The sequence below is a fragment of the Pseudoalteromonas sp. SR45-4 genome, assembly GCF_014163535.1.
GTDB lineage: Bacteria > Pseudomonadota > Gammaproteobacteria > Enterobacterales > Alteromonadaceae > Pseudoalteromonas > Pseudoalteromonas nigrifaciens.
In genome coordinates this window covers 37057-63625 of record NZ_JACJDO010000024.1, presented here as the reverse complement: position 1 = coordinate 63625, position 26569 = coordinate 37057, and the positions used below count along the sequence as shown (strand labels likewise).

At 40.0% G+C, this 26569-nt stretch carries 27 protein-coding genes and 1 pseudogene; 21 read left to right on the top strand and 7 right to left on the bottom strand.

Features of this window, described 5'->3' with window-relative positions; all coding sequences use genetic code 11:
* Nucleotides 1–419 precede the first annotated feature (419 nt).
* The 7 genes from H5058_RS11400 to H5058_RS11370 all read left to right on the top strand — a co-directional run bounded on the left by H5058_RS11400 (nt 420) and on the right by H5058_RS11370 (nt 6487).
* Nucleotides 420–1721, top strand: a complete 1302-nt coding sequence (locus H5058_RS11400) for a M20 family metallopeptidase (RefSeq protein WP_182678299.1) — start codon at nt 420–422, stop codon at nt 1719–1721.
* Nucleotides 1722–1916: 195 nt separating this feature from the next.
* Complete coding sequence (locus H5058_RS11395) at nt 1917–2918, top strand: fatty acid desaturase (RefSeq protein ID WP_011329065.1); 1002 nt, start codon at nt 1917–1919, stop codon at nt 2916–2918.
* A 32-nt stretch (nt 2919–2950) separates the two neighbouring features.
* Nucleotides 2951–3745, top strand: coding sequence for a LuxR C-terminal-related transcriptional regulator (locus H5058_RS11390; protein ID WP_179807499.1), 795 nt, complete (start codon nt 2951–2953; stop codon nt 3743–3745).
* Nucleotides 3746–3925: 180 nt separating this feature from the next.
* Nucleotides 3926–5188, top strand: a complete 1263-nt coding sequence (tyrS, locus tag H5058_RS11385; RefSeq protein ID WP_179807500.1) for a tyrosine--tRNA ligase — start codon at nt 3926–3928, stop codon at nt 5186–5188.
* A gap of 107 nt (nt 5189–5295) precedes the next feature.
* Nucleotides 5296–5496: a hypothetical protein gene (locus H5058_RS11380; protein WP_232503352.1), complete on the top strand. Its 201-nt coding sequence runs from the start codon at nt 5296–5298 to the stop codon at nt 5494–5496.
* Nucleotides 5497–5628: 132 nt separating this feature from the next.
* Nucleotides 5629–5991 (top strand): GFA family protein, encoded by a 363-nt coding sequence (locus tag H5058_RS11375; RefSeq protein ID WP_179807502.1) that lies wholly within the window; start codon nt 5629–5631, stop codon nt 5989–5991.
* A gap of 58 nt (nt 5992–6049) precedes the next feature.
* On the top strand, nt 6050–6487 hold the full coding sequence (locus H5058_RS11370; RefSeq protein WP_086993227.1) for a Rid family detoxifying hydrolase: 438 nt from the start codon (nt 6050–6052) through the stop codon (nt 6485–6487).
* An 80-nt stretch (nt 6488–6567) separates the two neighbouring features.
* Here H5058_RS11370 and H5058_RS11365 read toward each other — a convergent pair whose 3' ends face one another.
* Complete coding sequence (locus H5058_RS11365; RefSeq protein WP_011329059.1) at nt 6568–7761, bottom strand: MFS transporter; 1194 nt, start codon at nt 7759–7761, stop codon at nt 6568–6570.
* A gap of 114 nt (nt 7762–7875) precedes the next feature.
* Between H5058_RS11365 and H5058_RS11360 the strand changes: the two genes are divergently transcribed.
* Nucleotides 7876–8670, top strand: a complete 795-nt coding sequence (locus H5058_RS11360; protein ID WP_182678297.1) for a helix-turn-helix domain-containing protein — start codon at nt 7876–7878, stop codon at nt 8668–8670.
* Here H5058_RS11360 and H5058_RS11355 read toward each other — a convergent pair.
* Nucleotides 8658–10724: a TonB-dependent receptor gene (locus H5058_RS11355; protein WP_182678295.1), complete on the bottom strand. Its 2067-nt coding sequence runs from the start codon at nt 10722–10724 to the stop codon at nt 8658–8660. The genes H5058_RS11360 and H5058_RS11355 overlap by 13 nt on opposite strands.
* Before the next feature lie 73 nt (nt 10725–10797).
* On the bottom strand, nt 10798–11457 hold the full coding sequence (locus tag H5058_RS11350) for a YoaK family protein (protein WP_011329056.1): 660 nt from the start codon (nt 11455–11457) through the stop codon (nt 10798–10800).
* A gap of 181 nt (nt 11458–11638) precedes the next feature.
* Between H5058_RS11350 and H5058_RS11345 the strand changes: the two genes are divergently transcribed.
* The 3 genes and pseudogenes from H5058_RS11345 to H5058_RS11335 all read left to right on the top strand — a co-directional run bounded on the left by H5058_RS11345 (nt 11639) and on the right by H5058_RS11335 (nt 13512).
* Nucleotides 11639–11887 carry a TIGR03643 family protein gene (locus H5058_RS11345; RefSeq protein ID WP_011329055.1) on the top strand — a complete coding sequence of 83 codons (249 nt, stop codon included), beginning with the start codon at nt 11639–11641 and terminating at the stop codon, nt 11885–11887.
* Nucleotides 11888–11966: 79 nt separating this feature from the next.
* Nucleotides 11967–12416: pseudogene (locus H5058_RS11340) on the top strand (hypothetical protein).
* A 19-nt stretch (nt 12417–12435) separates the two neighbouring features.
* Nucleotides 12436–13512, top strand: coding sequence for an endonuclease/exonuclease/phosphatase family protein (locus H5058_RS11335; protein ID WP_011329053.1), 1077 nt, complete (start codon nt 12436–12438; stop codon nt 13510–13512).
* A gap of 202 nt (nt 13513–13714) precedes the next feature.
* Here H5058_RS11335 and H5058_RS11330 read toward each other — a convergent pair whose 3' ends face one another.
* A complete protein-coding gene (locus H5058_RS11330; RefSeq protein WP_182678293.1) occupies nt 13715–15094 on the bottom strand; it encodes an NAD-dependent succinate-semialdehyde dehydrogenase in 1380 nt (459 codons plus the stop codon).
* Nucleotides 15095–15380: 286 nt separating this feature from the next.
* Between H5058_RS11330 and H5058_RS11325 the strand changes: the two genes are divergently transcribed.
* Nucleotides 15381–15947, top strand: coding sequence for a Crp/Fnr family transcriptional regulator (locus tag H5058_RS11325; protein ID WP_182678290.1), 567 nt, complete (start codon nt 15381–15383; stop codon nt 15945–15947).
* A gap of 48 nt (nt 15948–15995) precedes the next feature.
* Nucleotides 15996–16493 carry a YgjV family protein gene (locus H5058_RS11320; RefSeq protein ID WP_182678288.1) on the top strand — a complete coding sequence of 166 codons (498 nt, stop codon included), beginning with the start codon at nt 15996–15998 and terminating at the stop codon, nt 16491–16493.
* Between the two features lie 34 nt (nt 16494–16527).
* Here H5058_RS11320 and H5058_RS11315 read toward each other — a convergent pair whose 3' ends face one another.
* The gene (locus H5058_RS11315) at nt 16528–17040 is read right to left on the bottom strand and encodes an NUDIX hydrolase (protein WP_182678286.1); all 513 of its coding nucleotides are present in this window, start codon (nt 17038–17040) and stop codon (nt 16528–16530) included.
* Nucleotides 17041–17269: 229 nt separating this feature from the next.
* Between H5058_RS11315 and H5058_RS11310 the strand changes: the two genes are divergently transcribed.
* The 6 genes from H5058_RS11310 to H5058_RS11285 are packed head-to-tail and all read left to right on the top strand — an operon-like array spanning nt 17270 to nt 23423.
* Nucleotides 17270–18610 (top strand): sigma-54 dependent transcriptional regulator, encoded by a 1341-nt coding sequence (locus H5058_RS11310; RefSeq protein WP_086993216.1) that lies wholly within the window; start codon nt 17270–17272, stop codon nt 18608–18610.
* 15 nt (nt 18611–18625) lie between these two features.
* On the top strand, nt 18626–18832 hold the full coding sequence (locus H5058_RS11305) for a histidine kinase (RefSeq protein WP_182678284.1): 207 nt from the start codon (nt 18626–18628) through the stop codon (nt 18830–18832).
* 26 nt (nt 18833–18858) lie between these two features.
* Complete coding sequence (locus H5058_RS11300) at nt 18859–20343, top strand: ATP-binding protein (RefSeq protein WP_182678282.1); 1485 nt, start codon at nt 18859–18861, stop codon at nt 20341–20343.
* Nucleotides 20344–20805: a response regulator gene (locus H5058_RS11295; protein ID WP_011329045.1), complete on the top strand. Its 462-nt coding sequence runs from the start codon at nt 20344–20346 to the stop codon at nt 20803–20805.
* Nucleotides 20806–20831: 26 nt separating this feature from the next.
* Nucleotides 20832–22787, top strand: a complete 1956-nt coding sequence (locus tag H5058_RS11290) for a hybrid sensor histidine kinase/response regulator (protein WP_182678280.1) — start codon at nt 20832–20834, stop codon at nt 22785–22787.
* Nucleotides 22788–22808: 21 nt separating this feature from the next.
* Nucleotides 22809–23423, top strand: a complete 615-nt coding sequence (locus tag H5058_RS11285) for a fumarylacetoacetate hydrolase family protein (RefSeq protein WP_182678278.1) — start codon at nt 22809–22811, stop codon at nt 23421–23423.
* A 92-nt stretch (nt 23424–23515) separates the two neighbouring features.
* Here the strand turns inward: H5058_RS11285 and H5058_RS11280 are convergent, their stop codons facing one another.
* Together H5058_RS11280 and H5058_RS11275 are read right to left on the bottom strand one after the other, a co-directional pair.
* Nucleotides 23516–24568, bottom strand: coding sequence for an aldo/keto reductase (locus H5058_RS11280; RefSeq protein ID WP_179807512.1), 1053 nt, complete (start codon nt 24566–24568; stop codon nt 23516–23518).
* Between the two features lie 21 nt (nt 24569–24589).
* Nucleotides 24590–25018, bottom strand: a complete 429-nt coding sequence (locus H5058_RS11275) for a thioesterase family protein (protein WP_086993205.1) — start codon at nt 25016–25018, stop codon at nt 24590–24592.
* A 140-nt stretch (nt 25019–25158) separates the two neighbouring features.
* On the opposite strand from H5058_RS11275, the gene H5058_RS11270 reads away from it, so the two are divergent.
* Nucleotides 25159–25335, top strand: coding sequence for a hypothetical protein (locus H5058_RS11270; protein WP_179807513.1), 177 nt, complete (start codon nt 25159–25161; stop codon nt 25333–25335).
* 73 nt (nt 25336–25408) lie between these two features.
* Nucleotides 25409–26464: a DNA polymerase IV gene (gene dinB / locus H5058_RS11265; protein WP_179807514.1), complete on the top strand. Its 1056-nt coding sequence runs from the start codon at nt 25409–25411 to the stop codon at nt 26462–26464.
* Nucleotides 26465–26569: the final 105 nt, after the last annotated feature.

The window sequence follows — 26569 nt, the reverse complement described above, 5'->3', positions numbered from 1 at the left end:
CCCGATTTTTCAAAAGCTTGGTTAAGTAATTCGGGATCTAAGATGCCAGATAAGTTATCAAGCGTTGTAAATTCATCAGCAGATGAGAAGGTGGTTGAAAGAGCTGTTTGAATATCCATAAAAAACCGTAATTAGCGAAACTAATTACGGATTATTCACGATCATTTAGATCGGTCAACCGATCAATTAACCTTAACTGATCGGCATTAGGCTAAACAGCGTCATTTTTATTGGTGTTTTTACTCTAGTGAGTTTTAGTTACTATGTAGTTTATTAAATGTTTTGCATAATAACTCAAAATAGCTGAGTAATTATTTGCATTGCTCAGTGCATTGCGCATTATCTACTTACTCACGTCAAAATTTTCTATAACAGCACTGCACAGTGTTGCTAAAGGCAGATAATAAAAAGGAACACAGATGAAACGCTCATTAATCTCATTAGCTATTGGCTTAGCAAGCCTAGGGGCATTTAATGCCAGTGCCAATATTAATATCGATAAACAGATAAATCAGGTTGAAGATAAGGTGATTGAATGGCGTCGCGATTTTCATCAGCACCCTGAGTTAAGTAACCGCGAAACACGTACCGCTGCGATTGTAGCACGCCATTTAAAAGCCTTAGGGATGCAGGTTGAAACTGACATTGCTTACACAGGTGTAGTGGGGATTTTAAAAGGCGGTAAGCCGGGGCCAACAGTAATGCTGCGTGCCGATATGGATGCACTGCCAGTAACCGAAAAAGCCGATGTGCCTTTTAAATCACTGGCAACTACCAAGTATAATGGGGTTGATGTTGGGGTTATGCATGCCTGTGGGCACGACACGCATGTGGCTATGCTAATGGGTGCAGCTGAAGTATTAGCCGCTGTAAAAAATGAATTACACGGCGATATTATGTTTGTGTTTCAGCCAGCAGAAGAAGGCGCGCCACAAGGCGAAGAGGGCGGAGCTGAGTTAATGTTAAAAGAGGGGATATTTAAAAAGTATCAACCCGATGTGGCGTTTGGCATTCATGTTATGGCAGGATTAAACAGCGGCCAAATTGGCTATCGTAGTGGCCCAATTATGGCCAGTGCCGATCGCTTCGAGATAACGGTAAAAGGTAAGCAAACGCATGGTTCATCGCCTTGGGGTGGGGTCGATCCTATTTCAGTTGCTGCACAAATTGTCTCAGGGGTTAATCATATTGTTAGTCGTCAAATAGATATAACTAAAGAGCCTGCCATTATCTCGTTTGGTAAAATAGCTGGTGGCGTACGTAATAATATTATTCCCGATAGTGTAGAAATGGTAGGCACTATTCGTAATTTTGATATGGATAACCGCCAACAAATTTTTGAAAAATTAACCACTACAGCTACGCATATTGCTAAAGCGTCGGGAGCCGAAGCACAGGTAAATATTTTTAAAGGTTACCCAGTAACGGTGAATAACCCAGAGCTTACCGCGCAAATGTTGCCAACACTCAAAAATATAGTAGGTAAAGATAACCTGTTTGATGTGCCAAAAGTAACCGGCGCAGAAGACTTTGCTTTTTATGCGCAGCAAGTACCGGGTTTATTTTTGTTTTTAGGCGGTACGCCAACAGGGCAAGATGTAAAAACAGCACCAACCAACCATTCGCCGTATTTTTATGTTGACGAGTCAACGCTTAAAGTGGGCACTAAAGCAATGAGCCAGCTGGCGATTGACTATTTAGCTGCACAGCAAAAAAACTAACATAAACTTAGCTCACGCTAGGATTAAATAAATTACGGGCGCTAATAGAAGAGGCGTCCGTGTTGTTTTTTGCAGTAATTAGCGTGTAAAAGCATTAGCAACTAGTATCAAAGAGCATAAGAAAGTACTCTCAAAGGTGTTTTTTTTACCAGTTCGGGTATTATCCGCCCCAACATAATTGATCGGTTGTAATTTATGACTCATTTAAGTGCAAAAGAAAATATTCAAGCCATTGTTAAAGCTATTAAGGCTGAAGAGGCGAAGCTACGCGCTAAGCATCCATTATTAACGCATCAAAATACCTTGGGATTGGTTATTTTACTGTTATCTCTTGGGGCATTAGTTGGGGTTGGCTTTTTATATTATTTAGCCATTATTCCTGCGTGGTTATGTATTATTTTAGCTGCTATGGCTGCATCTATTTCGCATGAGTTAGAGCATGATTTAATTCATAAACAGTATTTTAGTAATCAGCCATTTATGCATAATTTTATGATGCTAACCGTGTGGTTAATGCGCCCTAATACTATCAGCCCTTGGTATCGTCGTAAGTTACATTTACACCATCATAAAACTTCAGGCACACAACAAGACCTAGAAGAGCGCTTAGTGGGTAACGGTATTAAAAATCCTTTGTTACGCGCGTTGGTTATTGTGGATGGCTTATTAGGCTTATTAATTAACGCCAAACGTTTTTCTAAAGAAATTAAAGGCTTTCACTTTTTTAAGATATTTAATGCCGGTTTTCCTATTACCACCGCTTACTTTATTGTTTTATACAGCGTAATTATATTTCATGGCGTTAATTTATTTACTGGGCTTGCACAAAGCTCGCCGGCTTGGTTATTAAGCACTATGTCGCTATTTGAGTTTTTAATGGTGGTGTTAATTGTACCTAATATTGTGCGCTCGAGCTCGCTAAATTTTGTTACCTCGTGCATGCATTACTATGGCGGTGTAACCAATATGCTGGAGCAAACCCATGTGTTAACCAGTCGGGTATTTATGCCGTTTCACTTGTTTTGTTTTAACTTTGGTAAAACCCATAGTATTCATCACTTTGTGCCAAATCAGCCATTTTATTTACGCCAAATGCTAAGTAAAAAAGTGCTAAATGTAATGCGCGAACATGGCGTGCGTTTTAATGATTTTGCCAGTATTAAACAGGCAAATTTTTATAATGCTAACGCCAATTAAACTTTTAATTTAACTAAAACACCGTGGCAGTAATGATTGCAAAACCCACTGAAAATGAGCTAATTGCGCAATGTGTTGAAGCAATCAATTCAACTGGTTTTGCACAAAAAATAGTTAATTACATTGCTCATTTAGTGCAATTTGACTGCGCGGTGATTTTAGGCTGTAGAGCCCATAAACACCCCATTTATTTATACGACTCGATAGATACTCGACGCGAGTTATTGTTTCAGCGCTATTTAACCAATTCGTTTATTAACGATCCCTTTTATATTGAACTGTCAAAAAGTGGCCATGAAGGTGTGTATCGGTTAGTCGATATCAGTGCAAATAAAGATTTAGCAGCTTATACCCAATACCAGCAACAGTTTTATAACGAAACCGGTTGGGTAGATGAACTAAGTATAAGTGTGCGCACAGATGAGAGCCGCTGGATTGTTATTTATTTAGGCTTTTTAGAAAGCAAACAGCGCTTTAGCGCCGCACAAAAAAGCACCTTAATAGCTCATTTTAGCCTTATAAAAGCATTATGCCGCCAACATTGGGGCAATAACTTATTATTGCTTGGGCCTTTAACTACCACAGCTACAGGGCGATTAATTGAGCGTGGCTTAGCTACCTTTGCCAACGAGCAACTTACCACCCGCGAGCGACAAATAGCTATGCTATTAGTGCAAGGCTGCGACTCTAACGATATTGCTAAGCAATTAAATATCACCTTAGGTACAGTTAAAAACCACCGTAAACGTATTTACGCACAATTAAAAGTGTCTTCGTTGAGTGAGTTTTTTCAGCTGTTTTTAAACCACTTAATCACTAGCGAGTAAGATTAGTTAGCATAAATATTTGCCTTGCCTTAATACTACTTTCGCACCGTTAAACAGCGCTTCTACTTAAATTGATTAATATAAAGTACTTTCTATCCCTTTAGGGATATATGGTTGTGTAGCAGCTTTAATTAGTATTTTTACCCTAACTAATTAACACATGTGTGTGGGATAAATACAATGACAACACAATTACTGGAAGATATTACACATCGCGGCCTGGTTTCTCAGGTTAGTGATTTAGCGCAGCTTGAGCAGTTATTAGCAACCTCGCAAGTTGTGTATTGTGGTTTTGATCCTACCGCGGGCAGTTTACATATTGGCCACTTAGTACCTTTGCTAATGTTAAAGCGTTTTAGTGATGCCGGCCATAAAGCGGTGACATTAATTGGTGGCGCAACCGGGTTAATTGGCGATCCAAGCTTTAAAGCCACCGAGCGCAGCTTAAACAGTAAAGAAACCGTACAAGGTTGGGTAGCAGATTTAAGCTCACAAGTAGAGAGCGTAATGAACCCGCATTTAAGCGAGCCAATTCAATTAAAAAATAATGCCGACTGGTTTAGCGGTATTGAAGTGTTGGATTTTTTTCGCGATGTAGGTAAGCACTTTTCAATTAATAATATGATCAACCGCGAGTCGGTAAAGCAACGTTTGCAACGCCCTGATCAAGGTTTATCGTTTACTGAATTTAGTTACACTTTATTGCAGTCGTACGACTTTGCTAAATTAAATAGCGAACTGGGTTGTAGTGTGCAAATTGGCGGCAACGATCAGTGGGGGAATATAGTAAGTGGGATTGATTTAACCCGCCGCTTAAATAAGCAAACTGTGTATGGATTAACTTTGCCACTTATTACTAAATCAGACGGTACTAAGTTTGGTAAAACGGAAGGCGGCGCAATTTGGCTTGATCCGAAAAAAACCTCACCGTATCGCTTTTACCAATTTTGGTTAAATTGTGACGATGCCGATGTATACAACTTTTTGCGTTTTTACACCTTTTTATCGGTAAAAGAAATTGAAGCCATTGAAGCGAATGACATTACCAGCCAACAAAAGCCTCAAGCGCAAGGTATTTTAGCCGAGCAATTAACCCGCTTTGTACATGGCGAACAAGGCTTAGCAAGCGCGCAGCGCATTACGCAATTATTGTTTAACGGCCAAGTACAAACACTCACCTTGGCAGAGCTTGAGCAATTAGAGCAAGATGGGCTCGCCGTACACGCTATTAGCGACGCGAAAATTAATATTGCTGAGTTACTGGTTAAAAGTGAACTGGCCAGCTCAAAGCGTACTGCACGTGAGTTAATAAACGCGAATGCGATTAAAATTAATGGCGAGGCCATTACAGATGAGCACGCACAGTTAGATTTTCCGCTGTTTGATCGTTTTTGGGTAATGCAGCGTGGTAAAAAGCAATTTAGGCTTATTAAGTTAGCTTAAAGTGTTACAGGCGTGTTGAATTGAACATCCTATGAAATAAAAAACGCACATAGCCTGTCTACTAATTAGGTTAATAGCCTTTTTGAGGTAGTACTATGTGTAGGTCAATGAAACGTAGCCGTGAGGTAAAAAAGTTACAGCTTAACTTTGAAGACGATCTTAGTAATGAGCAACGCTTGCGCTTTGCTGCTAAAGCAAATATAGCGCAAGCGCGCCGTGATGCGCTTAATAAAAACAGTGCTGATAAGCATATTGCTAAATCACGCTTTTTTAATTTATTTCGTTGGTTTAAACAGTATTTACCATAAATTTAGAGGCACTAAATAGTTGCTTTAGGCTGTGGTGTTTTATTGCTATGCAGGTACACTTTTAGTATAAAACTCGTGTAATACCGAAGCACCCTTAAGGGTGGAGCTCGTTAAAAATAATGGATATATAAAATGAACATAACTGGAAGCTGTTACTGCGGCGACATAAAATACCAAGCGAAAACACAAAGTAACACGCTATTAGTGTGCCACTGTAGTGATTGCCAATGCATGTCGAGTGGGCCATTTAGAGCGGTAATAATGAGTGAGCCTAACGGTGTTACTTTTACGCAAGGTAAGCCTAAAGAATATATAAAAACGGCGCAAAGTGGTAATAAACGTGCGCAAGGGTTTTGTGGTAATTGTGGCACCTCACTTTATGCTACCAACGAAGCGACAGAAAACCGTGTATATGGCCTTAGAATAGGGGCGGTTGATCAACGCGATGAGTTTACGCCAGTAGCGCAAATTTGGTGTCAGTCTAGCGTTAGTTAGCTGAACGATTTAGTGCAAGTGCCTGCATTTGCCACCACCCCAAAAAATTAGGTTTATGATGAAAAAAATAACATTAATTACCTTATTCACCAGTGTATTGAGCAGTGGTTTTGCTAATGCAAAAAACAGTGATATTGAGCACTTAAATGCGGCCTCAGCAAGTTTACCTTTTTCGCAAATTGTAAGGGTCGATAATACCTTGTATATGTCGGGTCAAATTGGGCTTACAAGCAGTGGTAAACTAGCACAAGGTGGTTTTGCAGCAGAGACTAAGCAAACGCTCGAAAATATAAAAAGTACTCTAGAGCAGCATAATTACAGTATGAAAAACATAGTAAAGTGTACGGTTATGCTAACCGACATAAATGACTTTAAAATGTTTAATAAAATATATGCTGAATACTTTACCCCGCCATATCCTGCGCGCAGTGCGTTTGCAGTAAAAGCGTTAGCACTAAATTCAGTTGTAGAGGTTGAATGTATTGGCGCTGTTTAAGCTAAATATATAAAAAGTACTAAACTATAATTAGTTATAAAAGTGGGCAAATGATTACACCGCCCACTTTTAATTAACGCTTACGCTTTGTTGCGCATAGTAATATTACGCCCGCCTAAATAACCAAACACCGCACATAGCGCGCTCGCACCTGCGCAAAACCATAAAGTAGATGCCCAGTTACCAAAATAACTGTGCAGCGCACCTGCAATAATAGGCCCAGTAGCGGCAAGTAAATAACCAATACACTGCGCCATACCAGAAAGTGCCGCAGCTTGATGTGAGTCGTGAGTGCGTAAACTAATAAACGACAAGCCCAATATAAAGCATGCACCCGAGCAAAACCCCATAGTGATTGACCACACAGACGCATAGTCTGGCATATACAACAGTCCAATCGACGACAGGCTTGCCAACACTCCTAAAACAAAGGTGAGTACGCGCTGATCTTTTAGTTTTGCTAATAAGGGAATTAAGATAATACCGGGTAAAGCCGAAGCTACCTGAAATGAGCCTTGCAGTGCACCCGCTTGTTGTGCGCTGTGGCCACTGTCTATTAAAATGCTTGGTAACCAGCCAATAATTATATAAGTAAATAACGAGTTACAGCCAAGTAGCAAGGTAATTTGCCACGCAAGGGCTTGGCGCCACACTTTAACGTCACCGGTGTTTTCAACCAGATCTTTAGTCGGTTTGGTGCGTAGCTTTAATTGCGGTAGCCAAATAAATAAACTTATTAAAGTAATTAACGCGTAACTGGCTAAAGCAATTTGCCAGCCCATTTGTTTATATTCGGCAAGGGGAATAATTAACGCTGAGTAACTACCGCCAAAAATACCCATAGCAAGCACATACGCCGAGGTCATTACAGCCACTTTGTGTGCAAAGTCGCGCTTAATTAAACTCGGTAACAGCACATTACCTATCGCAATGCCGACCCCAATGACAGCGGTGCCTAAATAAAGTACCGGCACAGAATCTATCATGCGCGATGCTAAGCCTAAGCCAATTAAAATAAGGGCAATAAAAAGCGACACTTCTAAGCCTTGCCTTTTAGCTAAACTAGTGGCTAATGGGCTTGCTAAAGCAAATGCAATTAACGGTAAGGTGGTAAGCATACCGGCTTGTGATGCGCTTAAATTAAAACTAAGAATTATTTGGTCCAGCACGGGGGCTAAACCAGTCACTGGCGCACGTAAGTTACTGGCAATAAGTAAAATTCCCAGTACTAATAATGCGTAAGATAAGCGAGATTGAGATTGTTGAGTTAACAAGGTAAACGTCCTAGCAGGTTGGTTATTTAGCAAGAAGCAATAGAGACTAGTATAAAGGCTAAGTCACCACTATAATTTAGTAAAAGAGACATTAAATAACTAAAAACAGACAAAATGCAGCTTCCCCAAGATTGGAATGAAATAAAAAACTTTGAAATCGTGCCGCAGCCGGTTATTGCTAAAATAGAATATGCCCAGCTTAGCCGTGAAATTCCGCTGCATACTCATCCAAAAGGGCAGTTAATTTTAGCCCTGCACGGTTATGTTACCTGTGAAGTGGCAACAAAAATGTGGATGGTGCCTACTCATAGCGCCATTTGGATCCCGGCAAATGTAGAGCACAGTAATAGAGCATCTGATAATGCGCATTTATGCCATTTATTTATTGATGCAAACTTACAAGGTATGCCAAGTACAGCCTGTACATTAACCATTAGCCCATTAATAAAAGAGTTAATGCTTAGTTTGGCAAGTAATCAGCAAAACTATAGCTTAACGGGTAAAACCGCACGGCTTGCACAGGTATTATTTGATCAGCTGGTGGATATGCCAATTCAACCTTTAGACTTTGTACTATCAAAAAACAGTGTTATTAAAAACATGAGCAATCAACTTATTAGCCAGCCTTATAGCCGTAAAACATTGCCACAATGGGCACAGCAATTTGCTTTTACTGAACGTACTTTAGCGCGGTTAATAAAAAAAGAAACCGGTATGACCTTTGGTAAATGGCGCACTCAATTGCATATTATAATTGCACTGCAGGCGTTATCTAATCAGCAAAGTGTGCAGCAGGTATCGGAGCTATTAGGTTATGAGTCGGTGAGTGCGTTTATTACTATGTTTAAAAAAGTAATGAAAAAATCGCCCATGCGTTACATGAGCGATCTGGATGTTTACCAGCTATAAGTTGCTGAGATCATGGCGTTACGTGGCCGCCCTGGAAAGTAGCGGTCGCCGGTAAAGCTAGTGTAATCGGCGCGCTCGGCATAAGCGGTATCGGTTAAGTTAATAATACGCGCTGCAAGCGCTAAGTTATTTGTTATTTGCCACTGCGCTCGTAAACTTAAAATGTCATGCCCGTCATAACTGTGTAAGTTTTCAGAATCGGTATAGTAACGACCAACATGATGCCATTGCAGTGCCACATTGGCGTTATTAAACGCCTGCCAGGTTAAATCTAAATTGGCAATTTTACGCGGGGCGGTATCAACATCATTATCTTTAATATTGATATTATTGAGTATTTGCTCATTAGTATAACTATGCTTGGCATAACTGGCGGCAAAGTTAACTGACCAAGTTGAGGTGAGAGCATGCTCAAGTTCAAGTTCAATCCCGCGGTGGCGCGAGCTGCCATTATTCACGGTAAAAAAGTCGCTGTCGCGGTAAATAGTATGGTGCTTACTCATAGCATAAACCGATAAATTATAACGACTATTTTGATAAACGCCTTTTAAGCCAAACTCAGCATTATTAGCTATTTCGGCACTTAAATTAGTGGTGTTTTGCTGGCGTTGTAACTGATATAACTCGGCGGCTTGTGGCGCTCGGTAGCCACGCGAAAAGTTAGCATAAAGCAGGTTATTAACAGTGTACTGATAGCTAACCCCAAGTTTTGGCGATAAGTTACTAAAATTATTTTTTGTACTTGCAGGGCGGCTATATCGGCAACCACCAAATCCGCACTCTGTACCGTCTTCTTTCGTGCGCCCCGCTAACATGTTATTAGTGTAGTCGTATTGCATGTGCTCATAACGAGCGCCAAGAGTCACTAACCAATCGTTTAGTTGCAGATCAACACTTACAAAAGGTGCATATAAGGTGGCATTTACGTCGTAATCGTAATGCTTACCTTGGGGGACTGTAGCAACTAAAAATGCCGAGCCTTGAGTTGACTTGTTTTGACTTTGTAAAAAGTCGGCGCGGGTGTATTCGCCATCTAGGCCAAAGTTAAGCTTAATATTATCCTCTAGCTGATGTTGATAAAGCGACTGCAGCCCCACACCGGTTTGACTGTTGTACTCTAGTGGCGTACCAGGTAAAAAATGCTTAAAAAAGTCCATACTTTGGTTACGAAAATACACCGTTGTTGAGAGTGTATCGTCATTTATTTGCCAAGTGGCGTTACTCCATACTCGTAACGAACGTGCTTTTCTAAACGCATCCGGATCAAAGTTTTGTTGTGCTATGCTCTCGTCTTTATAGCTTTTAAGGCCAGTAATAAAGCCTGCGGTTTGTTGATCTAAATGGGTATAAGTAAGCCCAGAAGTAAGCGCTAAATCGCTATTATTATACCGGTGACGTAAGTTTACCTTTTGTTGTTTTACGCTTTCATCATCGCGATAGCCGCTGTCGTCAGTAATGCTGGCGTTAATACCTAACCCACTGCTGCCCATATCGTGGCCAGCACGTAATTTATAGCGGTTATAGCCAAACGAGCCATAATCTAGTCCGATTAAGCCGCCATCTTGCGTTGTATCTGGGGTGATCACGTTAATAACCCCATGCACCGCATTTGAGCCATACAGGGCAGAACCAGGGCCTTTAAGTACCTCTATACGCTGCGCCATTTCGCTATGTGCTTCAAACAACTCGTTTATATTACAAAACCCAGCTGCTCTTAGTGCAATACCATCCTCAAGTGTGAGTAAACCACCACAGGCACCTGCGCCGGATAAAACAGGTGAGCGCAGCGCGGGTAAATATTCTTGGCCATTACCACGTTGTATATTTGCGCCAGCGACTCTTTGCATGGCTTCTTCAATATGCGTAGGAGCAATGGCATTTAATTGTGCTTCATTGAGCACGCTAATAATTACGGGTAACTGTGTACTAAGCGCCTCAACACGCGACGCAGTGGTTGTTATGCGCTCAATTGGCTGAGCATCATTTTGCTTGGCAATGGCTATAAGTGGTAGCTGAGAGAGTAACAGCAAAGGGGGGAAGTAATGGCGTTTCATATATTCCTACACATTGATTATATGGCAATAGTGCTATGGTAAGCGTTAGGCAAACGTATTGAAATAACTTGCGTTAAACGGTATTGCGTAAACGATAAAGCCGATAAGTAATTGATAAAATAAAGCACATAACAGCCGGTACTACTAAAGTTGCTACAGAAAACAATTCAAATAGCATAAACCCAATTACACCACCGCATAAAAAACCTAGGGTGATCAGTAAAAACACCATGAATTTTCGGCCATCTACAGCATCGCCTTTTAATGCGCGGCCCATCATTAAACCAAGGTCGGTAAAAATACCGGTTAAATGTGTAGTACGTACTACTGCGCCACTGTAATTGGTTGCCAGCGCATTTTGTAAACCACAAGCGGCAGATGCCAGCACTATGCCATAAACAAAGGAGCTATAAAGTAAGTAGGCACTGGCTAGTAGTAATAACCCTTCAATAAACAATAAAGTATCGTAATGTCGGCCTAACTTTAACGAACCACCGTTGAGTAAAAACCCCGACAACGCAGAGCCAAGCATAAAGCTAATTATGATACTAAACAGTAATAATGCCGCACTGCCATCACTCATTAATTTAATGCCAAATAAAGTAACAGAGCCCGACAAATGAGAAATAGCCTGATGTTCAAATCCTAATAAACCCACGGCGTTCACAATGCCGGCAATAAATGCCAGTGTAAATGCGCCATATTCAACCCAGCGTGGCAGCTTTGTAAACATAGTTAACTTCTCTATACTTGGTTATAGATATATTTAATATCATACACTTAAACTTTCTTCTTCTAAAATAATGATAAAAAATAACCGTAATTAAATATATCTCTATTTTATATGGCTTAAGTTAAATTGATCGTGCAATTTTAGTGCTTCGTATTAGTTATTTTTTAAAGAGAAAATAACTATGTTTAACGCCCAGCAGCAATCGCGCATTATAGAAATGGCATGGGAGGATAGAACCCCGTTTGAAGCAATAGAGCAACTTTATGGCTTAAACTATTCGCAGTTGGTGGTTTTTATGCGCCAAAATATTGCCAGCGGTAGCTTTAAAGTATGGCGAAAACGCCACGCTGGGCGCAAAACCAAACATTTAAAGCTGCGTGATCCCGCCATTATGCGCAGCCATTGTAAAACGCAATATAAGCAGCGTTAAGATTAATTTATACAGAGTTTCATATAATGTTCAGGCTAACTTGTTAATCTTGCGTTATTAACTAAAGCAGAGATTAACTATGTATAAAACCATTTATAGCGCATTAATTATTTTAATATTGAGCTCATTTAACGCACAAGCAAAGCACGACAAAGATGATTATTATGATAAGCACCATAATAAACATAGTAAATACGAGCATGGCTCAAACAAGCAGTACAATAAAAAACACCATAATAAAAAACACTATTCAAATAAGCATGAGTGGAAAAAACACCATAAAAAATATGATCGCCACGATAACTACTTATCTAAATAAGAAGCTAAAAAACTTATTCGTCAAGGGTGGACACCACCGGGTTGGCATAAAAGTTACCACAGAGGTGATATTTTAGAGCGTGATATTTATAAGCGTGCCAAAGTAATAGACAGATACCGAGATAAAGGTACTGTACGCATAGAGGTAGATCGTACTATTATTCATATGGTACACGACACGCGCGAAATACTGTCTATTTTGAGTCGATAAGCAACCAACAGGAATTTAAATGTTTATTACGCTGGCAATAATAACAAGTTTTTTATTATTTATAACGCTATTACCTATGGCGTATAGCCAGCATTACCTGGTGCGTGGTTGCGACTTTATTCGCTTACAAGTGTTTTATATTGCAAGCTTTATAGCATGTGTTGCTGGGTACTTTGCATTTAATAACGCCACAGACTTTTTGTATATTGTTGCAGGCGCTGTATTAATTCTGTTTTTACAGGGAAAGTGGATATACCCATATACTTGGTTGGCAAAAAAAGAAGTGCAAAGCGCCTCAAAACACATTGCGCACAGTGTAAGAATTATGTCGGCAAATGTACTTATGTCGAACCATAACAGTGAGCAATTAATTAGCTTGGTTGATCAGCATCAACCCGACCTGCTTATTACCCTTGAAAGTGACAGCTGGTGGCAAAATAAGTTATCAGTACTTAAAAAAGACTATCCATATTACATAGAGTGCCCTAAAGACAACCGTTACGGCATGCACCTATACAGTAAATTTAAAATATTTGACGCACAAATATGCCAGCTAATAGAAGACGACATACCGTCAATTCATATTTTATTTGCAAGTGCACAAGGGGTTAAAATGCAAGCGCACTTTATTCACCCAGCGCCACCAAGCCCCACCGAAGAAGACTCATCGCGGCCGCGCGACTCAGAACTAATTATGGTAGCAAAAGCACTTAAAAACCCAACACGGCCAACCATAGTTGCCGGCGACTTAAACGACGTAGCTTGGTCGCGCAGTACCCGTTTGTTTATGCAAATTAGTGGCTTACTAGACCCCCGTAAAGGCCGTGGCTTTTACAATACTTTTCATGCAAGTTACTTTTTTATGCGCTGGCCGCTGGATCATTTATTTCACAGCGAAGGGTTTAAAGTAAAGCGTATTAAACGATTAGCTAAATACGGTTCTGATCACTTCGCGCTATTAACCGAGCTAACCTTTGAAAATGCCGACCAACAATCGCTAGAAACTAAATCGGCGCAGCACAAGCAAGAAGAGATTCAACAACTCGCTATGAGCAAAGCAGATAAACGCAAAGTGCCAGTGTTTGAAAAGAGTTAAGCTTTCAGTAATTAATTTATAAAGAGCTTAGGTGCTGCGTTTTAGCACGTGATAAAAATGATGAGTAAAAGTGCGATATAAAATCGTAATAACAAAAATTGATGTTAGATAAATTGAATACAAAAACACCGCGCTGAATTAGCGCGGTGTTTTATTTTACTTTCTAGTAACGAGTGTTTAGTACTCGTACTTTATAGTAAGTTTATGAGCTGTGGATCATGATGCTTTTAACGTTCACAAATTCGCGCATGCCAAAGCCGCCGTGCTCTCGACCGTAGCCACTTTCTTTAACTCCACCAAATGGTAAGTTTGGTTGCGCTAAACCGTAGCCGTTTATGTTGATCATGCCGGTGTCGAAGTGCTTTTTAGCCAGCTCAATGGCTTTTTTCTCGTCTTTTGAGAAAATGCCGCCACCTAAACCATAGCGAGACGAGTTAGCAATTTTCATTGCATCGTTGTTGTCTTTCGCTTTTATAAGCGAGGCAACAGGGCCAAATAATTCGTCGTCGTACGCTGGCATGCCTGGCGCTAAATTATCAAGTAGCGTAGGAGGGTAGTAAAAGCCGGTTTGCTCTGGTATTTCACCACCGGTGACTATGTTTGCTCCTGCTTTAACCGATTGCATTACTTGCTCGTGAATACCGTCGCGTAAATCTTTACGTGCCATTGGGCCTAAATCAGTGCCGTCGGCCATTGGGTCGCCCATTTTCATGGCTTCAAACTGCTGTTTTACTCTCGCTTTAAAGTCATCATACAGAGATTCAACCACTACAAAACGTTTTGCCGAAACACACGTTTCGCCGTTGTTGACCATACGTCCTGCTACACAAGTTTTTACGGCAAGTTCTAAATCGGCGTCATCAAGTACTAAAAAGGCGTCGTTACTGCCAAGCTCTAGTACGGTTTTTTTAACGTATTTACCCGCTTGCTCGGCCACTTTTTTACCTGTGCTATCGCTACCGGTAAAGGTAACGCCGCTAATCGCTTTATGCGCTATGAGTGCTCTGGCTGTTTTGCCATCAATAAGTAGGTTACTAAAGCAGTGCTCAGGAAATCCGGCTTGTTTAAACAAGGTTTCAATTTTTTCGGCCATACCAAATACATTACTGGCATGCTTTAACACTGTGGTGTTACCGGCCATAATATTAGCGGCGCTGTAACGAATTACCTGGTAAAGCGGAAAGTTCCAAGGCTGAATGCCAAGTAGTACACCCGTAGGCTGATAGCTAACAATTGCGCGACCGCCGTCCATGTCACGTTCTTCATCAGCAAGAATTTTAGGGCCGTGCTCGGCACTGTAACGACAAATGCCTGCGCACAGTTCAACTTCTTGCAAACCTTGGGCGTATACTTTACCCATTTCTTCGGTCATAAGCTTGGCGATGGCATCTTTTTGCTCTTCGAATAATGAAGCTAATTTGTTTAAGTGTTTTGCACGTTCGGTCACTGACACTAAGCGCCACTGTAAATAGGTTTGATGAGATTTTTCGATTACCTGCTCAGCTTGCTGTTGCGACAGCAGCGTATAGGTATTAATGATTTGCTCAGTTGTTGGATTGATCGTATTAACTGTGTTGCTCATTGTAATCTCCTCTATGTTTGTCTGTACTGAGAAGTGCAAAGGTAATGCCAGTTAAAGTTCTATTCGAGTTTATTTATAAGTTTATGTTATTAATAAATTTAATGTTTTTTATAATATGAATTTAATATTCTTATAGTTTATTTATCTGTTATATTTTGTAAACAATGCAAGTAGCTGCAAAATTTACAAGAAAATTAAAGTAATTTACGTGTTTTTAGGCTTAGCTTTTTATTATTAGCTTGCTAGTTAGAGCCAGTAAACCCTCATCAAAAAATGGTTAATATAAATGAATGAAATTTCAATCTTGCCGCTAGGCGATAGCTATCAAGAACTTGCTGCAAATTTAAAACTGCAACTTGCAGCGCAATACCCAATTAAGCATATAGCGCGCGATACCGTATTGTTACAACAAGGGCAAAAGCAGCGTTATGGCTATTTAATTCTTGATGGGGTGTTAGGTGCAATACATGATGATGCACAGGGCGGGCAAAGGTGTAAGGAGTTTTACTTTAAAGATGAGTTTGCGCTACTTTATGGAAACTGGCTAACGAATACCGAAGCGTTTTATCAACTAAAAGTAATTAATAGGGTAAGCGTTATTAGCGTCCCATTGAATATATTTAATCAACCCGAATGGCAAATAATTAAGCAACAACTTATTGCGCAGCAGCTTATATTTAAAGAGGCCAAAGAAGCATTTTTATTGCTTAATACACCCGAGCAACGCTACCGTTATTTATTAGCCGAAAAGCCCCATTGGTTGGCGCAGCTAAGTTTAACTCAAGTGGCTATGTATATTGGTATTTCGGCAATTTCATTATCAAGAATTCGTAAACGACTTAACTTAAGTTAAGAGTAATAACGTTAAAGCTAGTTAGACTTGCTGTTTTAAGGAGTCACTATGTTTTTAATTGCTCAGTCGTTAGTTGCTATAGCAACATTACTTGACCTTGCTTCGTTTCAGTTTAAGTCACGTTCGTTAATTTTAACCTGCTTATTTATGTCGGTATTACTGACTGCAGTGCACTTTTTTATGTTGGGGCACAATAGTGCAGGTTGCTTAATGTTAATTGCTGCCTTTAGGTATTTTTACTGCATTTATGCACGTAAAACGTGGGCAATGTATGCTTTTATGCTGCTGTGTTGCGTGGCTGTTTATTTTACTTGGCAAGATTGGTTTAGCGCACTTGCACTTATTGCGACATTAATTCAAACGTTTGCATCGTTTCAAAAGCACGACTTATATATGCGTTTATGTATGGTTGTAGGTACTTTATTTTGGATAAGCCATAACGTTTTTGCAGGCTCTCCGGTCGCTATTGTTATGGAAAGCTTATTTTTAAGCAGTAATTTAGTTGGCTTGTATCGTTTTTATAGCACAAAAAAAATACCTTGTTGAGCTTTACTCAGGTGTAAGTAAAGCTAATTACAGGCTATAACTGTTTAGCTATTTCTTTGAGTAAATAGGTTTCGCGAATAATCGACAGCCCTTGTTTATCGCTGGTGGCAAGTGTTCGCTCGTTATGGGCAATTGCTTCATTTATATCTACCCACTTGGCAATCATGCCATTTTGTTGCTCGTAGTGTTCAAGCTGTGCTTGGCCTAACTTTTGGTCAATATTACATACATAGCAATAAGATTTTATATGAATAATGTCAAAGTCGTCTTTGTACCAAGGGCGGTATTCTTCATACAGGCCGAACTCTTTCTTTATTATTATATTTTGTGCGCCGGTTTCCTCTTGCAACTCTCGTATTAACCCTTGCTCTATACTTTCGTGCTCATCAACACCACCACCAGGTAAACTAAAGTCATCATATCTTTTTGTATACATTAATAAAATATGCTGTTTATGCATGGCAATAGCGCGGGCGGTAATACGTGTGAATTGACTGCCTTGCTCAATATTAATACTTGGATGAATGAGGGTTTTTAATTGGCGCATTTGCTCTCCTGTAATAAAGTTAAATTATATCAGTTATTTATTTTAGGTTTTTGTTAAATAGTATATAAAGTGAGTGTTTTTTAAGTTTAAGTACATCAAGTATGCTTAAAATACTCTTTTATGAAAATTTAACTAAATAGTTAAAGCTTTGTAATTTAAGCGACAAATAGCGCGTCTTTCTTTTAGTGCTAAGGCCAAGTAGAATAATAAAAAAGCATAGGGATTAATCATGTTAAATATACTATTAGTGGACGATGACGTTGAGTTTAGTGACGTAGTTTGTCATATAGTCGAATTCCTCGGCCATAATATAAGCACTGCAACCAGTTTAAAAGAAGCCCATCAGTGGCTAGAAAACAATAGCTTTGATCACATACTGCTCGACTTTATGCTACCCGATGGTAGCGGCTTGCACCTACTCGATCATTTAAAAATGATAGGCCATTCACCTAAAATAACCCTAATATCTGGGCACCCTTCGGTAAAGGGAATTTTAGCCGATATGTGCGAGCCAAATGTTGCGCATTTATTAAAGCCATTACAGCGTGAAGATCTTGAGCGGGTATTAAATGGCCCGAAAAAAACAATTAAAAAAACAAAATCATCAGCTATAACCCGCCATTTTGGTACGCTAATAGGCGAGTCTACAGCAATGCATAAGCTGTACACCATGATAGAGCGAGTATCTAAAACCCACGCCAACGTAATGCTTATGGGCGAAAGTGGGGCGGGTAAAGAAGTGGTTGCTCAGGCAATTCATAATGCCAGCGAATGTGAAGGACCGCTGGTGGCAAGTAACTGTGGTGGTTTTTCAAAAGAGTTAATTAGTAGTGAGCTGTTTGGCCATGAAAAAGGCGCATTTACCGGTGCCATTGCACGTAAAGAAGGCGTGTTTGAACAAGCAAATGACGGCACGTTATTTTTAGACGAAGTAACCGAAATGCCAATTGGTATGCAACCAAACTTACTGCGCGTGCTAGAAACAAAAAAAGTAACACGTGTTGGCGGAAACCGCGAAATACCTACAAATTGCCGAGTTATTTCCGCGACTAACCGCTCACTTACCGATTTAGCGCAAAATAATATTATTCGTGAAGATATTTACTTTAGATTGGCAGTGTTTCCTATTGATATACCGGCACTGCGCGATCGTAAAGAAGACATTCCACTATTAGCAAACGCCTTTTTAGAGCAATTAAATGATGAAAATGGCACCGCATTTAACTGGAATAACGAACAGTTAAAAGAGCTACAAAGTTATGACTGGCCTGGTAACGTGCGCGAACTGCGCCATGCAATACATCGTGCGTTTATTATGAGCGATCCACAAACCAGTGATATTACCTTACCCGATAACTTAGAGTCGCCATTTTCAAAAGTGAATAGCCAAGTTAACGACAAGCAAGTGTCGGCAGGACAAACTATTGAAGAAGTAGAAAAAGAACTTATTCATGCCACGCTCGATAAGGTACAAGGTAATAAAACACTGGCTGCACAAATGCTGGGTATTAGTACTAAAACACTTTATAACCGCCTTAATGCTTATGGTGGCATTGGCGAATATAAATAAAATTTGAGGAAAACAATGAGCAATGACAGTAAAAAACCTCTGAATGAGTTAGTACACGATGCGAGAGCGCCACTTAATCGAATTTCGATGAATGCGGAGCTGATAAAGCTGGTGCTAGAAAACGATATGCCTAAAGAGAAAGCACTCGATGCGCTAAATAAAATTATTGCTAACTGTCAGCAGTGCAGCGAAAGCTTACAAACAATTACAGACTCGCAATAATTTATCTCTTTGAATTAGGATGCTAAATGAGTACGCAAAAAGAACCAAGTAAAGCTAATGTCATTTGGGCAACATTTATTGTTGTGGTGTTATCTATTATTATTGGTAATGCATTTTTGGCAGTAAATACCATACGAGGATTAAGCCAAACGCAAAATAGTTTAGACAATACCAGTATGCTCACTAGCGCTATCGAAAAGTTACATTTGTCAGTTGTGCAGGCCGAGTCGGGTCAGCGAGGTTATTTACTTACAGAAAAAAGTGATTATTTAGTTCCTTATTATGATGCACTTGAGCAGCTTGAGTCACAAACTGAGCATGTAAAATCGTTAAGTTCAGAAATTAATGGCCAGGCAGAGCGCATTGCACTGTTATTGTCGTTAGTGGATCAAAAGGAAATTGAATTAAAAAAGACCGTTAACTTAGCGCAAAATAATAAAGAGCGCAGTGCGCTGTATTTAGTTAACACAGATAAAGGACGAGAGCTGTATAAACAAATTCGCTTAGCGGTAAACGAAATTCAAGACCGAGAAATGTTGTTTAAAGTTAGCCATTTTTCTAAGTTAGCAAAAATAAAAAATGAAGCTAAAATTACTTTTGTCATTACTGCAGTCACTAGTGGCTTGCTAATTATAGGCATGTTTGTACTTACACGGTTAAATTTAAGAAATGCTGCGCAGTATCGTGCAGAGCTTGAAAAACAAAACGAAACCTTAGCCAACAAAGTAACAGAGCGAACTCAAGAGCTAACGCTTTATTCAGATGAGTTGAGCCGCAGTAACCGCGAGCTAGAAGAGTTTGCCTTTGTAGCAAGCCATGACTTGCAAGAGCCGTTGCGTAAAATTCAAGCATTTAGCGATCGTCTCGAAACTATGTTTAAAGACGAGTTAGGTGAAAAAGGCATGGATTATATAGCGCGCATGAAAAATGCAGCGCAGCGTATGTCTAATTTAATTAATGACTTATTAGAATTTTCGCGTATTACCACCCGTGGCAAAAATTTTGTTGATACCGATTTAAATAGTGTATTAAATGATATTTTAAGTGATTTAGAAATTGCTATTAAAGAGTCTAATGCGCAGATTAATGTGGGCGATATGCCAATAATTCAGGCCGACCCAAGCCAGATGCAACAGTTGTTTTTAAACTTAATTTCAAACGCGGTTAAATTTAGGCATCCAGAACAACAACCGATTATTAATATTGAACATATAAAAACGAGTGAGTTTAGTGAAGGGCATAATACCGAGGTTTGGTGGCAAATAATTACCGTTAAAGACAACGGTATTGGTTTTTCGCCAGATTATGCAGATAAAATATTTGTTCCATTTCAGCGTTTACATGGTCGCTCGCAATATAAAGGCACCGGCATAGGTTTATCTGTTTGTCGGCGTATAGTAGAGCGTCATGGCGGTACTATAACAGCACAAAGTAACATGGGTGAGGGTGCAAGCTTCATTATAAAACTACCTGTGGAAAGCGAACTTTTCACATTGCAAGGAGAGGCTTAAATGCCACTTACGAAAGTAAAACCAATCACTATTTTAATGGCTGATGATGATGAAGATGATCGTTTATTAACTCAAGATGCCCTCACCGAAAGCCGTGTACTTAACGAGTTGCATTTTGTTGAAGATGGTGTGGAGCTATTAGAGTACTTGGAGCGAAAAGGTAAATTTGAGCAAAAAGATACATCACCCAGACCAGGTTTAATTTTATTAGACTTAAATATGCCACGTATGGATGGCCGCGAGGCATTGCAAGCTATTAAAGCAAACCCATGCTTAAAGGGTATACCTGTTGTTATTTTAACTACCTCAAAGCAAGAAGAAGATATGGTTAAAGGCTACGACTTAGGTGCTGCGTCGTATATAACTAAGCCAGTTACCTTTGATGGTTTAGTTGAACTAATGAAAGCACTCGGTAAGTACTGGGTTGAGTTTGTAGAGTTACCAAATACTTATAATGATTAAAAACAGCCACTAAAACGGGAGATTGCATGTCTATTAAGGCAACCAAGCTGCTACTTGTTGAAGATGATGAAGATGATTATATTCTTACTAGCGATTATCTTGAGCAGCTCAGTTCCCATACATTTGAGATTGAGTGGGTTAGCGACCCTAAACAAGCAGTTAAAGTACTTAGTGAGAATAAGCATGACATTTGTCTGCTAGATTATCGCTTAGGTGCCTCAGATGGTTTAAGTGTATTAAAACAAGCAATAAAAAACGGCTTTAGTGGCCCAATAATTATGTTAACAGGGCAATCTAATGAGGCGTTAGATTCGGCTGCACTTGATGCCGGCGCTGTAGACTATTTAGTTAAAAGTGAAATGACCACTAGCCGCTTTGCGCGCGCAATACGTTATGCTTTAGCCCGTCGCGATGTTGAAGATGAGCGACTTGAACGATTAAAAGCCGAAGCCGAAAACCGCTCGAAAGATCGCTTTTTAGCGCACTTAAGCCACGAACTACGTACCCCGCTGTCGTCGGTTTTAGGTTACACCGAATTATTAATGCAAAGCGACTTTAGTAAACAAGCCGAAAACGAGCTAGGTGTAATTTATCGCAATGGTAAACACTTATTAAGCTTACTTAATGACGTCCTCGATTTATCAAAAATAGCGGCCGATAAGCTTGAACTTAATTGCAGTGATGTAAATCTTGATAGCTTAATGGCTGACGTATTTACTTTAATGCGAGTGTCGGCGCTTGATAAGGGCTTGTCATTACGCTTTGAATCGCTGCAGCCCTTGCCTTTAATCGTTAATATTGACGCAACTCGCCTTCGACAAATACTTATAAACATTATCAACAATGCTATTAAATTTACCGAGCAAGGCGAAATAACTCTTTGTGCTTGGACTGAGTTTGTTAGCGACCGTGAAATGCTATTTTTTAGTATTGAAGACTCGGGCATGGGCATTGCCCCCGAAAAACAAGCGCTTATATTTAAACCGTTTGAACAAATAGCCGATGTTGAGTCGCGTGCAGTGGGCGGTGCAGGTTTAGGACTTGCTATTTGTACTGAGTTACTTAACAGAATGCAGGGCTCAATAGCCTTAGATTCAGCAATAGGCAAAGGCTCTAAATTTATTATTTCGCTCTATCCGGGCAATATTAAAAATGTAGAGCGTAGCTTATTAAGGCTCGACTTAACCCCTAATATGCAGCAAAAAAATGCACCATGTAAAGTTAATGGTAGGGTATTAGTGGTTGATGATTTACGTGATTTACGCGTTTTAGTTGGCCACATGATCACTTCTGCAGGAGCAAAAGTAGATTATGCTGAGCACGGTAAGCAAGCACTTGAAAAAGTACGTAATGCCCAGCAACAAGGAATAGACTACGACGCTATTTTTATGGATATACATATGCCAATTATGGGCGGAAAAGAAGCCACCATAGAGCTTAGAAAAATTGGCTTTGAAGGCGCAATTATTGCCTTAACGGCAGCAACTATGAAAGGCATACATAATGAGTTATCGGCATTAGGGTTTAATAATGTGATAGCAAAACCAGTCGATTCCAACTTACTGTATCAGTGCTTACAAGATACGCTTAGTAAAAATAATAAAATAGCAGATGTATTAATTCCCCCCGAAGTTACCCATAGTAATACCCGCTTTTTATTAGTAGAAGACGACGCCGATGCGGCGCAAATAACGCAACTTTTACTAGAAAGCTTAGGGGTTGAAACACACATAGCAAGCAGTTATGAGCATTGTTTAGCCATACTTAAAACAGATGCTAACTATGATAAAGTGCTACTAGATATGAACCTGCCCGACGGCAGTGGTTTAGATTTAGCAAACCATATAAAACAACATTATCCAAAATTAAAGCGCGTTATTGTTAGTGGTATGGAGCCTGATCCAGTGAAAATAAAGCAGCTTGAAATTGAGCAAGTGCTGCTTAAACCAATTAATTTAGCTTTGCTAGAAACACTTATTTAACCAACAATATAGAGTTGATTTATGCAGTTAGTAACATTGGGTTGTGAGCAAGTATTACCCTCAAAAGTGGTGTGTGTAGGGCGTAATTACACCGCACATATTGCAGAGTTAAATAATGAACTGCCAGAGCAAATGGTGTTATTTAATAAGCCTAATAGTGCAATTGGTACTAAATTGCTAGCAAAGCATAATAAGGATGTTTTACATTACGAAACCGAGCTTTGCTTTGTGGTAAAAAATAGTCGTTTAGTTGGCGTTGGCTTGGGGCTTGATTTAACCAAACGCGAAGTGCAGGCTAAGTTAAAAAACAAAGGCTTGCCGTGGGAGCGAGCAAAAGCGTTTGACGGCTCTGTGCTATTAACGCCGTTTGTTGAGCTTAACGAGGACATGCAACATTTTAGCTTTGAGCTCAAAATAAACGATCAACCAATACAACAAGGCAATAGCGATTTTATGTTACATAAACCAGCGCAAATTTTAGCTGAAATTAGTGACTTTATGTACTTAGAAGATGGCGACGTGATAATGACCGGCACACCTGCAGGGGTTGGTGAAGTAACGGCGGGCAGTATATTTAGTGTCACGCTGTACGCCAATGGGCAACGTATATTGGCGTATAAATGGCAGGCCGAGTAATAATGCAAAGTTAAAAGTGCACCTATGGAGTAGGTGCACTTAGCTTGCGGTTTTTACTTTTAACTTGGTCTTTTTAATTAATGCGCATTAGCTTAATAAGGCATAGGGTATTGTCTAAAAATACGATTAATAGCGCCGAGAATTTCATCGCTTAAAGTAAGGTTAAACGCGCCTATATTTTCTTTTAATTGCGCCATAGACGTGGCACCAATAATAGTAGAAGTTACGCCATCTACTTTATTACACCAAGCTAGGGCAAGTTCTGCTGGGGTTAAATTATGGGCGTGAGCAAGTTCTACGTATTGCTTTATTGCTTGTTGTGCGTTTGGCGTATCGCGGAAAATACCGTTACGTTGCATAAAGGTCCAACGCGTTCCTTCAGGGCGTGCGCCGTTTAAATATTTACCGGTTAATGAACCCGCAGCTAATGGTGACCAAGGTAAATAAGCAATATCTTCGTGTACACATTGTTCTATTAAGTAAGGCCAATCTTTGGCGTGTACTAGGCTAAATTCGTTTTGAATCGACACCATGCGCGGTAAATTATGCTCTTTAGCTAAGTTTAAAAACTGGTTAACACCCCAAGGTGTATCGTCTGAAAGGCCACAGTGTTTTATTTTTCCGGCTTTTACGCAGTCGTTTAAACCTTCTAATATATCGAGCATATCGGCAGTTTGTTGCTGCGTATCTACCTCGGTAAATTTAAGCATACCTGGCCATTGTTTGGCAAAATGTGGCGTGGCGCGGTTGGGCCAGTGTAGTTGGTATAAATCAATGTAATCGGTTTGCAAGCGTTTAAGCGAATCATCAACCGCGGCAATGACTGTTTGGCGGGTAATATTGCTACCTTCACGTATCCACTCTAAACCGTTTCCGGCAATTTTAGTGGCAAGTACTATGTCGCTACGTTTATCTTGATTGCGCGCTAACCAGTTGCCAATAATTTGCTCTGTTTTGCCGTAGGTGTCGGGAGATGGCGGCACAGCGTACATTTCGGCGGTATCAATAAAGTTAACACCTTGCTCAAGCGCATAAGCTATTTGCTGATCTGCATCGCTTTGCGTGTTTTGTAACCCCCACGTCATACTACCTAAGCAGACCCTTGAGACGTTTACACCACTGCTACCTAGTGGGTTGTATTGCATATAAGCTCCTTATTTACTGGCTTAGTTTTGGGTATATTGCTGTATAGCAGATAAAAGCGGCTCAGTGATTGGCGACTTTTTACCAGTTTGAAAGTCAAACATTACGACTTGCGAAGTGCCCGTAGTGGTAATGGCATTTTGCGCGTGGCTAAACACGTTGTAGTTCATCATAAAGCGATCTGTTTTAATATCGCTAATGGTGACACCTACAGTGAGAGTATCGGGAAAAGTAACCGGGCGTTTATAGCGAATGGTGTTTTCGCTGATCACAGGGCCAATACCTTTGCTGCTAATAGTTTCAAAAAGATTTATTTTATTTAAAAAATCGATGCGAGCTATTTCAAAATAGCGTAAATAAACGACATTATTTACGTGTTGCAGGGCATCCATATCTCCCCATGCCACAGTAATATCAGTATGAATAGGATGTTGATCTTTAAACGTTTGCATACATTTACGCCCTTTAATTTTAAAGTGTTTAGATTATCAATATGGGGTTATTACCTCAAGGTAATTAACCTAGGGTATTTTATGTTTGGTTTAATTAAATAAAAGCTTTATTGTTATATAACACAGCTAGGGAGATATGTATGAAAAGTGTCGTTAATTGGCTTTTAGTCTGTTTAGTTTTTATAGCCGCATTTATTTGTTACGCGATGGGTAATGCATCGGGTGTAATTGCTTTAACAGTTGTGGGCTTTGCGTTGGAAGCAGGGTTTTGGCTGTACTCTTTTAAAAAGCGTAAAAATAATAAACGCTGTTTTTAATAGGGTGCAAGCTTGCTAATTACAGGTGACTCTATAATAATGGCTGTATAAATAAACAGTTGTTATAGTGGTAATGAAAAAGTTTATTCATATAGATATGGACTGCTTTTATGCGGCGGTCGAAATGCGCGACAACCCTAAACTTGCCAATGTACCACTAGCAATTGGTGGTAATAGTCGCCGTGGCGTACTCTCTACTGCAAATTACATTGCTCGGGAATATGGCGTGCGCTCGGCTATGTCTAATTATCATGCTAAGCAGTTATGCCCCGACTTAGTTATAGTGCCTGGGCGTATGGCTGTTTATAAAGACGTGTCGACGCAAATACGTGCCGTGTTTAGTCGCTATACAGATTTAATTGAACCCCTCTCTCTTGACGAAGCCTATTTAGATGTAACCCATAGTGAGCAGTGTAAAGGCAGCGCTACACTTATTGCGCAGCAAATTCGTGCTGATATTTATAATGCCACAGGGCTTACTGCCTCGGCTGGTATTGCGCCAATTAAATTTATTGCCAAAATAGCCAGTGACGAAAACAAACCCAATGGTCAGTTTGTAGTATTGCCCGATCAGGTTGATGCCTTTTTAGCACAGCTACCGCTGGGTAAAATTCCGGGGGTAGGTAAGGTCACGCTTGAAAAGCTTAACTTAAAAGGTTTGTATACAGGCCAAGATGTACGCGAAAAAGGCGTAAATTGGATGCAGCAACATGTAGGTAATTTTGGCGTGTCGTTATATCAAAAGTGCGCTGGTGAACACATAGGCCGGGTGTCTACTGAGCGCGTACGTAAATCGCTAAGCGTTGAGCATACTTATGAGTACAATAAAAATAGTTTACAAGAATGCCTAGAACAACTACCTTCACTGCTTGAGGAGTTAACCACTCGACTAAACAAGCAGCAGCTGCAAAATCAGGTAAATAAACTTAGTGTTAAAGTGAAATTTGCTAATTTTGTAGTGACCTCAGCCGATCAGGCGCATCAGCAATTAAATAGCGATATTTTTAGCGAACTATTAGCTAAAGCGTATCAACGCGGCTTACAGCAACCAGTGCGTTTGTTAGGTATTGGGGTAGGAATAAAGAATCAGCCGCAACATAATTTGCAGCTGAGCATACTCGATATGTAAACCCTGTAGTGACAAGTTGCCAGCGCATGTTAACTTAAGCGGGGAGCTTATCGCAGCTTGCTGGTCTTCAATATTCAAATCAACGATAATAGAGGCTTATGTTTT